Annotated in this window: 8 protein-coding genes; 1 reads left to right on the top strand and 7 read right to left on the bottom strand. The window is 65.4% G+C overall.

Features of this window, described 5'->3' with window-relative positions:
• Positions 1-109: 109 nt before the first annotated feature.
• Positions 110-832, bottom strand: a complete 723-nt coding sequence (gene mqnB, locus RIE32_02370) for a futalosine hydrolase (GenBank protein ID MEQ9095089.1) — start codon at positions 830-832, stop codon at positions 110-112.
• Between the two features lie 199 nt (positions 833-1,031).
• Here mqnB and RIE32_02365 point away from each other — a divergent pair, with 199 nt between their 5' ends.
• Complete coding sequence (locus tag RIE32_02365) at positions 1,032-2,777, top strand: HlyD family efflux transporter periplasmic adaptor subunit (GenBank protein ID MEQ9095088.1); 1,746 nt, start codon at positions 1,032-1,034, stop codon at positions 2,775-2,777.
• A gap of 8 nt (positions 2,778-2,785) precedes the next feature.
• Here RIE32_02365 and RIE32_02360 read toward each other — a convergent pair whose 3' ends face one another.
• From RIE32_02360 to RIE32_02335, 6 genes are all read right to left on the bottom strand, one after another.
• On the bottom strand, positions 2,786-4,084 hold the full coding sequence (locus tag RIE32_02360) for an HD domain-containing protein (protein MEQ9095087.1): 1,299 nt from the start codon (positions 4,082-4,084) through the stop codon (positions 2,786-2,788).
• A gap of 124 nt (positions 4,085-4,208) precedes the next feature.
• Complete coding sequence (locus RIE32_02355) at positions 4,209-5,192, bottom strand: calcium/sodium antiporter (protein MEQ9095086.1); 984 nt, start codon at positions 5,190-5,192, stop codon at positions 4,209-4,211.
• Between the two features lie 116 nt (positions 5,193-5,308).
• Positions 5,309-6,223 carry a hypothetical protein gene (locus tag RIE32_02350; protein MEQ9095085.1) on the bottom strand — a complete coding sequence of 305 codons (915 nt, stop codon included), beginning with the start codon at positions 6,221-6,223 and terminating at the stop codon, positions 5,309-5,311.
• A gap of 164 nt (positions 6,224-6,387) precedes the next feature.
• On the bottom strand, positions 6,388-7,467 hold the full coding sequence (locus RIE32_02345; GenBank protein MEQ9095084.1) for an LOG family protein: 1,080 nt from the start codon (positions 7,465-7,467) through the stop codon (positions 6,388-6,390).
• A 48-nt stretch (positions 7,468-7,515) separates the two neighbouring features.
• Positions 7,516-11,973, bottom strand: a complete 4,458-nt coding sequence (locus tag RIE32_02340; GenBank protein ID MEQ9095083.1) for an AsmA-like C-terminal region-containing protein — start codon at positions 11,971-11,973, stop codon at positions 7,516-7,518.
• A 26-nt stretch (positions 11,974-11,999) separates the two neighbouring features.
• Positions 12,000-12,467 (bottom strand): thioesterase family protein, encoded by a 468-nt coding sequence (locus tag RIE32_02335; protein ID MEQ9095082.1) that lies wholly within the window; start codon positions 12,465-12,467, stop codon positions 12,000-12,002.
• Positions 12,468-12,504: the final 37 nt, after the last annotated feature.

The following is a 12,504-nucleotide window of genomic DNA, read 5'->3' as shown; positions in this document are numbered from 1 at the left end:
CCCAAGGAATCGGTCCTTCGAGACATCCAATTCAGGAGACCGTCCGACTTTGTCGAACATGAACACCCGTATCGCCGGCGCAACCCGCCTCGTCGGTGCGATCGGTCGGTTATCGGGGCGAAGCGGCGATGTCTCGCACGCCGCGAGCCAGGCGGCTGACGCCCTCAAGGGCCTTGCCGATCGACCACGTCTGGCGGTCGCGATCGCCGGTCGTGTTGCTGACCACACGCATCTCCAGGAACGGAACGCCAAGCCGCGCGGCAACCTGCCCGAGAGCGGCTCCTTCCATCGCCTCGGCAACCGCCCACGTCCGTTCGACAACGGTCCGAGCCAGCGCGTCGGTCCCAGAACACGTCGAGACCGTGGCGATCGGAGCGGTGACGGACACCAAGGACGCCAGTCGATCCAACAAGTCGGCGTCTGCCCGTATACCCCAGTCATCGAATGGGCCTAGGGGAAAACCCATATCGGCACAGCCCACGAATGATCCGTCGGGCAGTTGCAGCCCCTCGTCCGCATAGATGGATCGAGTGGCCCCGATCGAATCGCCCATAGCCAGCGGGGTGACGATGGGCAGCGATCCGCAGATGCCCAAGTTCAGCAACGCACCAAAACCCTCTGCACCCAATGCAAGAGCGGCGGCGCCGGCGGCGTTGGCCTTCCCGACGCCGGTCACCAGCAGGTGCAGGCCGTCGGAGACCTCCACTGGCTGCCATTCCGGTGGCGGCGATGAGGCCACCGCCAGGCCGTTGAGAACGGCCACGGCTTCGGCCGGCGCCGCGACGGCCATGAGCCACGGGGCATCGCCGGAACTGGAGGCGCCTTTGTTCATGTGGCCGTTTTCTCCCGGGACTGGCCCACGATTTTCAGGGTTTTCGGCGACGGGGGGGAACCAATCGGGGCTCTGAGTGGTTCAACGCTAGTGTCCAACTCGCTCGGATGCCGATGGACCGGCTCCAAGACGAATGCGAGCATCAGCCGGATCGGACTCGAGGAACATCTCACGGGCAGGACCCTGGGGAAGGTGATCGATGGGACAGGCACGAATGAGGCGGGGTGGGTTGCTGGTCAAGGCAGCCGGGGCCGTGGTGGCCTTGGCGGTCATCGGCGGCGGGGGCTGGTACGCCGCGACCCAACTGGACGGTATGGACACCGTCCAGACCAGCGACGTCGTGGCCGCCGCAATCCGCGACTTCGAGATCCAGACCATCGCGACCGGCGAGCTTGAGGCCCGCCAGCAGGTCGAGATAAGGAACAAGCTCGATAGCCGGGCCACCTTGACGACCATCGTCGACGAAGGCACCCGGGTGACCAAGGGCGATGTGTTGTTCACGCTCAACAGCGAAGCCATCGAACAGGAGATCACCGAAGAGGAAAGCCGGGTCGAAACGGCGCGGGCCGATCTGGAAGCAGCCGAGAATGCCTACCTCATCCAGGTTAGCGACAACGAATCGAACCTTCGTGCGGCCAACCTCGAGCTTGAGCTCGCGCAACTGGCGCTGCAGCAGTGGCGCGATGGCGACGACCCTAAGGAACTCGAGCGCCTGCAGGCTGACTTGGATAGCGCAACGCGCAACTTCGATCGGCTGAAGGACAAGTTCGAGCAGAGCAAGGAGCTGTTCGCCAAGAACTTCAAGAGCAAGAACGACTTCGATCAGGAACAGATCCAGTTGCTCGAGGCCGAGTCTCGCGTCAAGCAGGCTCGCCTGGCGCTGGACACGTACCGCGACTACCAGCGTCCGCGCGATGAGAAGCAGCGGACCAGTGCCGTCGAAGAGGCCGAGGCGAAGGTTGATCGCGTCCGCAAGCAGAACGCCATCGAGCTAGCGAGCAAGGACGCCAACCGCAAGAACGCGCGCCGGCAGCTCGAGCTCCGCGAGGAGCGCCTTGCCAAGCACCGCGAGCAGCTGGGCTACTGCGAGATCAAGGCTCCCAACGACGGGCTGGTCGTCTATAACTCGAGCACTCGCCGGGGCCGTTGGAACGATGATCCGCCCGAGCCCGGCATGGAAGTCTCACCCAACGAGGTGCTCATCATCCTGCCCGATACCTCCGAAATGGTCGCTTCGGTCCGCGTGCATGAATCACTGGCCGGCCGGCTGACGCCCGGTCAGGCTGCCAACGTCCAGATCGAGGCCTTGGGCACCGCCATCCTCCCCGGCACGGTGGAATCCATTGGTGTCCTGGCCGAGAGCGGCAACTGGCGCGATCCGAACCTGCGCGAATACACCGTGCGCATTCTGCTTCAGCCCGGCGAACGCGCCAAGGAGCTCAAGCCTTCGATGCGGGCCGAGGCCACCATCGTAATGGACCGTGTCGACGACGCCTTGACCATCCCGGTGCAGGCTGTCTTCAGCGAGGGGCGGTTGCGTTACGTGTACAAGCCCAACGGGACACGTTACGAGCGCGTGCCGATCCGCCTGGGTCGTCGCAGCGAGACCGAGGCCGAGGTTCTGGCCGGTTTGTCGGCCGGAGACGCGGTTCTGGTTCGCGCGCCCGAGCCCGGTGAGGTGCTCAAGCAGCCGTGGGATCAGGCTCGTCTGCAAACGGTCGGCTTCACCCTCGATGAGAACGGTCAGCCGGTTCCGGATCGCCCGGCCGCGCCGTCCAGTCGTTCTGCCCGAACGGAGCCGCAGGCTGACCAAACCGAGGTCGCCCAGGCTGCCGACGAGAGCGGTGACGCTGCGGACGAAACCGAAGCCGCGCTGGGCGAGGCCACGCCAGTGGCGACGGCCAATGAGGAACCGACGGAACCCGAGCAGCAGCCGGCTGGCTGATTCAGCCGTCAGGTCGTCTCGAGCGTCTCGGCTCGATTGATCCGGTCGCGATCGGCCTGACGCAGGTCGAACGACTTGGCGCTGGGCAGGACGAAGTTTTCCTTCGAGACGTCCAGGCCCTCGGCTTCGACGATGAACAGATCGGGCGAGGAGGCCAGATCCGTCAACTGCTTGGGCTCATCGTCTTCGACGAACCTTGAACCTTGTCGCGAAGCGCTCACGGCGGCTTGAAGGGTGTCGATCGGTAGCACACGGGGTCGGCAGGGGTCGTCGTGGCGCCAGTTGCAGACCACCGCTCTGCGGCCATCGTTGAGCGTCACGATGGATCCGGGTGCATATGCCGGGACGCAGGCGATCAGCGCCTTGAGGACGGTCGGATCGAATCGCTTGGCAGACTCGCCAAGGACCATCTCCCGCAGCGTTGCCACCGTCGAGCGGCGGACCTGCGGCACCGAGTCAGCACCGGGCGCATCGCTGCTATTTCGAAACCGATCGAACGCGTCGGCCACCGCGACGATTCGTGCGAACGCGTGGATCTCCTTGCCCTTCAACGGGACAGAGCCGCCACCGAGTTGCTTGCGCCTCGGAAACCCCGACCCATCGTGCGCCTGGTGGTGATGCAATACCACCGCTGCGGCGGAGGGATCGATGCCATCTCGCACCATGTCGAAGCCCAGTTTGACGTGTCGCTGCCAATGCGGGTCGCTTTGGTCATGCTCGCGATTCCAGCGTCGAAGTGTCTCCGGAGGAAGCCGGAGCATGCCAACATCGTGCAGCATGGCGCCGACGCCTAGCGACGTCACGTCCCGAGCGTGATTGGGATGCAGCCTCGGCCGCTCTGCGATCAGGTAGTCGCCCAGCTTCAGACCCATCAGCACGCTCAGATAGCACACCGCGTTGGCGTGCCGGCCCTGCGGGGTGTCGGCCGTGGCAAGCTCTTCCAGGTAGTAGGCCGCTGTCGGAGCATGTACGAGTTGCTCGATGAGCCCGACAATGGCCCGCTTGTAAGCCGTGTAGTCCAGACGCGCGACGGCATTGGCTGCGACCTCGTCCAGCGCAGCCAGGACGTGCTGGCTCAATTCCGCACGTGCCTGCATGATGGCAGGGCTGACGAACCGGCTCAGGAACGACATCCCCGGATAATGTATGTAGATCTCACGCAGATTGATCTCGCGTAATCGAGCGATCAGCCGCGAATCGAGTGTCACGTCGGCCTTGAGCAACACGGGTCCACCGCGCTGGGGGTGGTAGACAGGCAAGGCAAGACGCATGCCTTCGGTGGCTTCGTGCATCGATACGCGCAGCATGGTCGATCTCCGGGTGTCTGTGAGACGTACCCGTTCCATCGGCTGCATCGAGGCGGCAATTGGCATCCAGCGTGCCACAAGGCCCCGGAAACGAGCAAAAGGGCCTCATTCCGTGATTATGGGGCTACATGGCGACAACCAGGCCAACGTAGACCGCATAGACGGCAAGCAGCACGCAGCCCTCGGTCCGGCTCACCGTGAACTGCGTCACCATGATGGGCAGGAGGACCAGCGTGAGCCCGAGCATGACCCAGGCGTCGCGCTGGATGGCAATGTCGGGAACCTGAAGTTCGCCGATGAGGCCGCTCACGCCCACGACGCAGAGCACATTGAAGATATTGGACCCAAGGACGTTGCCCACGGCCAGATCCGAGTGCCCCTTCAGGGCGGCCATGACGGTGGTCACCACTTCGGGAAGCGACGTGCCCAGGGCGACCATCGTCAGGCCGATAATGAATGCCGGCACGCCCATCGCTGAGGCCAGGTCGGTCGCGCCCAGAACTGCCCGGTCGGAACCGATGACCATGCCACCGAGCCCGATCCCAACGAGCACCAGGCTGAGGCCGACGCTCATCGGCGGCTTTCCTTCTGCCTGCTCATCCTCGGCTTCGATGACTAGCGCCGAGTCTTCGGGATCGAGGTGCCTGGAGGCGTACAGCGTCCACGCAATAAACGCCGCGAAGCCGATGACCAGGAGGACGGCCTCGGGCCGGCTCACCGACCCGCCGAAGAGCGTGGCCACGAGGGCAAGCGAAACGATGATGAGCATCGGCACTTCGCGACGGACCACCCCGCCGCGAACACGTGCGGGCTTGATCACCGCGGCGAGCCCCAGCACCAGACCGATGTTGGCGATGTTCGAACCGATGACCGTGCCGACGATCAGATCGCTCTGACCCTTGAGCACTGCGCCCACCCCGGTCGCCATTTCCGGCATGCTGGTGCCGAAGGCCACGACGGTCAGGCCGATGATGAACGTGGGCACGCCCAGCCGACGGGCCAATTCGGTAGCGCCACGGATCATGACCTCGGCGCCGCCGACCAGCAAAGCGATGCCAAGGATCAACCAGAGAATCGACACAAGGTGAATCGACACAAGGTTCTGCAATGCAGCCGTGCTCCATCGGGAGAGAGTGTGTACGGGTTCGCCCCTAGAGGCCGCCCACGGGGTGCGATGGTAGGGGTGGCGGCCCGCGGCTTCGAAGCATCGGGCCTGCGTACGGGTCAGTCCCCGCTCAGCGAGAACCACTCGGGCAGAACCGGGACCACCACCAGCGCGACTGGGCGGACCTGCCCATCGGGCCCGACAGTCGACAGCGTGGATTGCCCAATGTTCGAGCCGGTCAGCAGCGGACCGATCTGCTGGGGCTTCTCGGCGTCGCGACCGGCGGTGATGATCAGCGCCGAGCCGAGCGGAATCGAGCCTCGCAGGAGCAATCGCTCGAACACTGGGCCAGCGTCCAGATCGCTCGGCGGGCCTTGATCGGTTTCGAGCCTGGACGTCAGTCGGGCGCGGAAACTCTTGCTCGCATCGTCGGCGCGAATGAACTGCGGGCAAAACTCCAGGCGCAAGACTGGGTCGCTCGTTCCCGGGGCCGGCCAGGCTCGCCCGATCAGCGCCAGGCGGCCCGGCCCCAGCATCAACGGCCCCGCGTCTGTGTCGATTCGGTGGCTTGAGAATGGCACGCCCTTGGCCATGTGCGACCAGGTGGTCGTCACGCCCCACCAGGTGCGTTCCAGCGGGCCGGGAACACCCAGCGCGTCGCGGAGCGCGGCGAGTTCCTCAATCGGAACGAGTGCGAAACGCAGCCCGTTCTGGATCCAGATACGTTCAGCCGCCGCGTCGAGCACGCCGTGCGTGCTTGCGTAGCTGGAAAGCGCATCCAGGCCGGGTTGCTCGGGCGTCGACTCCGAGCGGGCGGCAACGAACGCTTCAAACGTGGCCGGATGACCGTCATCAGGCACGGGCGACGGCCCCGTGGTCTCGCGTTGGCTGTCTGATTCTGATTTCGTCTCGGCTGCGTCGGCGGTGCGCTGGGCTTCGATCGCCAGCCACTCGCCATACAGACGCTCCAGTTCGGCGTTATTGCGGATCCGCTTCCAGGAAGTCGCATCGAGCGCCCAGACGCGCAACTCCATGCCATACCCGGCCAACTGGGTGACCGGCGTGGTATCGACGGGTGGCGGAGCATCAGGAATCCGAACCTGTCGTGCGCAACCGGCCATCCAAAGACAAGTCGACAGCGCTGCCAGAGCGGCGGTAGATCTTCGCAGAATGTCCGTGCGCGATGGCGGCATGGCGTTCAGGACGCGTCGAGCTGGTTGATTCGATCGATCAGCTTGCGGACCAGCCCGAAGTCTCGCCTCGTGTGCGTAAAGCTGATCCTCGGCAGATCCAGGAATTCATCCTCGTATTCGTGTGGACCGCCCTGGCGGATCTGCCCTTCCTTGACCAGACGGGCGAATTCGTGATTCAGCGTGTCCAGGTGCTCGGCCTCCAGGCGCCTGCGGACGCGGATGATGAGCTCGTCGCCCGCGTACCGGGAGCTGTGGTAGTTTCGATAGAAGTCCAGGACGTGCTTGACGGCGTCACACGGAGACTTGGCGTGGTAATACAACGAGGTGTCGTCTTCGCTGATCATCTGCCGGCTCAACAGGGCATTACGAGCGAACGCGTGGAACTCGTCCCAGTATCCGCCGCCCTGTCCTTCCAACATGACGATCGGGATCATGCCGCTCTTTCCGGTCTGGATGAGCGTCAGCGTCTCGTAGGCCTCGTCCATGGTTCCAAAGCCGCCTGGGAACAGGGCGACGGCCTGTGCCTGGGAAAGGAACATGAGCTTGCGTGTGAAGAAGTAGCGGAAGTGGATGAGCTTCTCATCGCCGTGGATGACCGTGTTCGCGGTGGTCTCGAACGGCAGGCGGATCGCCACGCCGAAGCTGGCCGCCTTGCCCGGGCCCACGTGGCCGGCCTTCATGATGCCGTCGCCCGCTCCGGTGATGACCATCCAGCCCGCTTCGGCCATATCCTTGGAGAACTCGACGCAGGACTCGAAGTCCGGATGATCCTCGGGCGTGCGGGCGGAGCCGAAGATCGTGATCTTCTGCGCCTGCTCGTAGCGACCAAACACCCGGTAGGCGTAGCGAAGCTCCTTCATCGCCGCCGTCAGGAGCTTGAGTTCGCCGCGGTTGCGGCCGTCGGGCAAGAGCTTCAGGCCCGCGGCGACCAGTTCGGCTACGAGCTTGCGGTCAAACGCCTGTGCGTTGTCCGGCGCAACCATCTCGACCAGTTCGTCGATGCGCTTGCCGATGGCTTGCCAGTCGGCCCGCGGGTTTGGCGTCTGGAGGTCGTCCGTCGTGGTGGGGTCCGTGCCGTCCTGCATGGGCCCATAGGGTAGCAGCACATGGGCCCCCGGTTGGCCCGAAGGCGGTCACCAGCCGCTGTCCGGCTCGCCCCGCTGACGCGAGTATCGTCGGAGGCGTTCCTTCGACCATTCCTCGTAATCGAGCCCGCCCTGGATCATCCGCCGCAGGCGATCCAGCGGACCAACCAGGGCCTGGGGCTTTGGCGCCGGCGCGGGGTCGTCGAGCGTGCCCCTCAGATTCACCGAGACGATGACGTCCCGCAGCGCTCGGAACATCGATCGAAGGGCCGTGTCGCGGGTTGGGCGGGTTGTGATGCTCATGTCCAGGGCGCCGCTGCCCAGATCAACGGTACCGAGCCCGTCCAGGATCACCGCGTCGGAGCTAACCGCCAGCCGCGTAAACGTCAACGTCTGTCCGACGATGTAGAAGTCGCCGTTCATCGCGTCGTACTGATCGGCCCCGAAGTTCACGTTCATGGCCTCGACGGCGGCCCGAATGGCAAGCGGAAGTTCGACCGGAGATCCGCCCCGAATCCGCATCGATCCCCGGCCTCGATACCGGTCGGGTTCGCCCACCGTGCCTTCAAGGCCCAGCGAGAGATCGAGGTCTCCCGCGCCCCGCACCATCTCGGGCTGGCGATCCTGAAGGGCCGCGACGACTTGTTCGGTGTACAGACCCGATCCGGACAGATCCAGCGCATAACGCGCGCGCTCCCCGTCGGCCTGCCCCAGCGTCACCGACCCCCTGCCGGCCACGCGACCACCACCCGCAACGGCTCGAATGACCGGCAGGGAGATCGTGCCATCCAGGCGTACGTCGGCGAGCAGCTGCGCATCATTCACCGCCAGGCCCCACACCCGGCCCTCCGCGGCCGAAAGGTCCAGCGTTGCGCGCAGCAGTGGGTGCTCCGTGTCGCTTTGGACGCTCATGGCCGCCCGCTCGAGGATCGCGATGGGGCGATCGGCGTCGGGAGCGTCATCGTCGGCACGCGTTCCAAGGAGCAGGCGCTCCAGGCCGAGCAGGGCATCCACTTCGATGCGTGGGTCGGCCTGTTCCTTCGAGACGATCCGGAGCCTGCCGCGCGGGATCGTGATGTCGCCATCGCTCGTGGCATTCATGGCTTCCAACGATCGCTCGACGCCTGCCGGGAAGATGCCCAGCAATGGAACCGGTACGCCCCTCACCCGTGACTCTTCTGCATCGCTCGCCCGGATTCGTCCGTCCAGATCCGCCTCGATTTCGCTCTGGACACCACCTTCGGAGCGCCAGAAGCCGTCCAGCGATACCCACCAGTCGTCGCCACCAAGCGTGAGGTAGTCCACTTCGCCCGCGTATTGCGAAGCCCCGCCCGGCCCCAAGGGACTGGCAACCAATTCCTTGCCGGCGATCACGCCGCTGATCCAGGGCACGAAACAGCGGGTGCCCTCGCGAACAAACGATGCGTCATAGGGCGAAAGCTCGAACTCGCGCAACGGCCGTGCGCCCGTGCCATTGCCTTCATACGCTGGCGTGCGGAGCGCGACCAGTGCGTCGTACTCCCCTTGGACGTCCCAGCGGTCGAGGAATGAACCCGACTCAGTCGCCGTCCGATTGCCGGCGAGGGTGCGCAAGAGCCTGGATTCCAGACGGCCGCCCTGGATCTCGATATCGAGCGTGGTTGGTCGTTCGAGCCGGCTCCCAGCTTCGCGCAGGGCATCCAGCGGGATCTCGCCCCGCATCCGGACGCGCCCGATGGACTCGCCATCGAAGCTTCCCTCGCCCACGACCCTGTCGAACGAAACGAGCGGTCCCGACTGGCCGGTCGTGACGATGACCGATCCGCGGGCGGCGTCGAGGCCCATGCGACCACCCAGCCAGTCAAATCGCAGCCGGTCGACGCCGGCGATGCGGACCTCGGCCGATGTCTTCGCCTCGGCGGAGCGCACGTTCGTGGCGATGTCTGCGACGCCCCGCACCTGGAACGTCCTCCGAGCCTCGGCCAGCGCACGGGCGAGATCGGGTGCGAAGACGGCCACGGCGTCTTCGACGGGCGCCTGAAGATTCAGGTCCTGGGTATTGACCACTGCGAGAACGGCGTCGCTCTGAAAGTCAGCACGAATCGTCGCGCTCACCTCGCCGCCGACCGACGCCCGGCCGTTCAGTTCGCCGCGAAGGCCGGCATCGTCGACGCGAATGTCGCCGACAACGTCATTGATGACCAATGGACGGCGCAGTTCGAGCGCCACTGGCGAAAGGGTGGCCTCCTGCGGCTGGATCTGGGCCCACCAGTCAAGTTCGCCGCGATCATCCCGCGTGACCTCGACCTGCGCGTCGATGTCGCCCCTTGGCCGCAGGTCATAAAGAATGCCGCGCGGACCATCGGGAAATGACGACCCTTCCCGTGGTTCGCCCGTCGGGATGGCCGACAACAACACAGGCTGGATGGGAACATCCGTAGCGTCGACGTCGACGTGTACGGTAGTCGAGCGTTCTTCGCCGGGTGGTTCATCCAGGGGCACTCGAACGACGACGTCCGCCACGGCATCGCCACCGGCCAGCGTCGTGGCCTTGGCTTGGTTCGCTGCGACTTGCAGGAAGCGAGGCTTGCCCTTGAGAATGGTGTCTTGCTCCGAGGGCAGATCGACGGTCAGCAGAACATCGGTTCCGATGATTGGGAGCGGGAAGGCCTCGGGCAGCAGACCAAACTTGCTGCTGCGAACATCCACGTGCACCGTCGTGCTGTTGTCCACGCCTGTGGTGCGCGTCACCCGTACGCGTGCATCAGCCTGGCCGCCAAGGGCGAAGGCTGGCGATCGGCCAGGCGTGCCCGGCTCACGCGCCAAACCCTGAGTATACAGATCGGCCAGCGCGTCCTCGTTCAGGATGATCTGCCGGATCTCCGGTGCCACCGCGTCAAGCGTCTGGCGCAAGGTGTCGTCATATGGAACGCCAAGGGCTCGCACGTCGACGTCAACGCCCGTGGCAACCTCGTCAAGCATAATGATGGTCGAAGCGGCAACTGGTGTGCCCGCGCGCGTGGCCCCGCGCAGGTTCATCAGGCCGATCGTTCCATCGTCGATCTCGATCGATCCGCTGACGCCCGACACGGGATAGGGGAAGTATTCGAACTGCATCCCCGCGTCCCGGATCGTGCCCCGGCCGGAAACCTCTTGCCGCACGCCCTCACCCTCGGCAACCTGGGCCACGCGGGCCGAGAGCGACACCGTGCCAGCGGGCTCGAACATCTCCAGGACCTGGGAGACCTTCTCAAGAACAGGCGTCGGCCGGCTCAGCCACGGCGCATCGGTGGTGAACGCATAAGGTTCGAGCGTGGCGACCTGGAATTCATACAGCGGCTCGGCATTGCCCAGCCAGAGCCGCAGATCGATGTAGACTTTCAGGTCTTCGATGGTACTGGTCAGGCTTCCCTCTACCATGAGCGTGCGCTTGCCCGGGGTTGATTCCCCTGGCTCCGACGGGGCCTGCAACGCGCGCCACGATATCGAGTCCCCGCTCTCGGGTGCCGGCCGCTGCACGAGTCGCACCCGCCCGCTGCCGCTGGTCGGAATGAGTGGCCTCAGCGTGCCCGCTTCATCCACCGGAACCGGCACGCGCAGGTCGAGGCGTGCGTCGATGGCTGAGTCCTCTTCGAACGGCGCGGGCTGCGCAGAACTTGCCTGGAAGTCCAGCACGAGTTCGAGCACGTCGGTTGACTGGTCGTAGCGAACCGTGGCCCCGCGCGTACGCCCACCGACGCGCAGCTCCTCGTAGACCTCGCGGAGTTGGAGGGGGATCGTGTCGGGCGGGAAGTCTGCCATGTCGATGCCGCCAAGCGTGCCCGAGAAACCGTCCGGACCAAGCTGGCCCTCGAAGCGAAGTGGCTTGACGCTCGTACTGAGCTTGGGGTCTTCGAAGGCCGTCACGTCGAAGGCGCCGGGGCTCTCTCTCGAACTTCGCAACGATGCGACGATCGGGAGCGTTCGAAGCTCGAAGATGTTGCCGCTCCCATCGTGCTCGCCCAGCAGGACGCTGGCGTGGTGCACGATGATGCTCGGCAGCGAACCGGCGCCGGCGCCCTGGCTCGTCGGTGGCTCGACCGCCAGAATATTGAGGTCAAAGTCTTCCAGGGGCTTGGTCAGGCGGACGTCGGCATCGAAGATTTCCACCCGCCGCACCAGGGCGCCGCCTCGCAGCTTGCCACGCCAGCCGAGCAGGATCCGGCCTCGCTTGACGTGCAGGAACCGCGATGCCTCGCCTCGTGGGTCGAGCGCGTCGGTGGGCTCGGGCGTTCGGAACGTGACGCTCTCGATGATGATGTCTCCACCCATGTCGAGCTTGAGCGAGCCGCCCTCCACCCGGACGCCGAGTTCCTGCTCGAGTTTGGGGCGAAGGATGACGCCCGCGGCAGACGTGAGCAGCAGGCCGATTGCAACAGCCCCCGCGATCGCGGCCAGGCACATGAGCAGGACAAACCGAACGAACCACCGCCGCAGCCGCGCTCTGGGCTTTGACTGGGGGCTGGCTTCGTCGGGGTGCTCGGTCATGCGTTCTCCGGGCCAGGCCAGAGCGGCTATGAGCGCCCTTGCACGACCTCGATCAGCCACTGAGGCATCGGCGTGGGCCGGCCGGTCGCATCAACACACGCCAGTTCCGTATTGGCCGTCACGAGCGGTCGGCCGTCGAGCCGGGATTCTTTACCATCGCCCGCCTCCAGCAGTTCGATCTCGTAGTCGTGCCGAAGGCGGGCCCGGCCGGCGACCGATGCCCGGCAGCGGATGCGGAGCACGTCGTCGTACCGCGCAGGACGCCTGAAAGCCAGATCCAGCTTCGTGACCACCAGGAACACGCCGTCGGCCTCCATCTGGGCATAGGTCCTGCCGCTGGCGCGCAGGGCCTCTGTTCGGGCCATTTCGAGCCACGGTACGAAGCTCGCGTGGTGGGCAACCCCCATCGGGTCGCACTCGCAATACCGAACGCGGAGGTCGGTCGAAGACGAAGGACCGCTCGATTGGGCTGGCTGTGGGGGCGTAACGGGCACGCGGCGAGTCTAGCGTTACAGTTCCCCGTACGCCCCA

The sequence above is a fragment of the Phycisphaerales bacterium genome, from assembly GCA_040221175.1.
Classification (GTDB): Bacteria; Planctomycetota; Phycisphaerae; order Phycisphaerales; family UBA1924; genus JAHCJI01.
This window is presented reverse-complemented; position numbering and strand designations above follow the sequence as displayed.

Bases quoted from the DNA above. Each gene is read 5' to 3' on its own strand.
- mqnB (MEQ9095089.1), bottom strand. From the start codon at position 832: ATGAACAAAGGCGCCTCCAGTTCCGGCGATGCCCCGTGGCTCATGGCC.
- RIE32_02365 (MEQ9095088.1), top strand. From the start codon at position 1,032: ATGGGACAGGCACGAATGAGGCGGGGTGGGTTGCTGGTCAAGGCAGCC.
- RIE32_02360 (MEQ9095087.1), bottom strand. From the start codon at position 4,084: ATGCTGCGCGTATCGATGCACGAAGCCACCGAAGGCATGCGTCTTGCC.
- RIE32_02350 (MEQ9095085.1), bottom strand. From the start codon at position 6,223: ATGGAGTTGCGCGTCTGGGCGCTCGATGCGACTTCCTGGAAGCGGATC.
- RIE32_02345 (MEQ9095084.1), bottom strand. From the start codon at position 7,467: ATGCAGGACGGCACGGACCCCACCACGACGGACGACCTCCAGACGCCA.
- RIE32_02340 (MEQ9095083.1), bottom strand. From the start codon at position 11,973: ATGACCGAGCACCCCGACGAAGCCAGCCCCCAGTCAAAGCCCAGAGCG.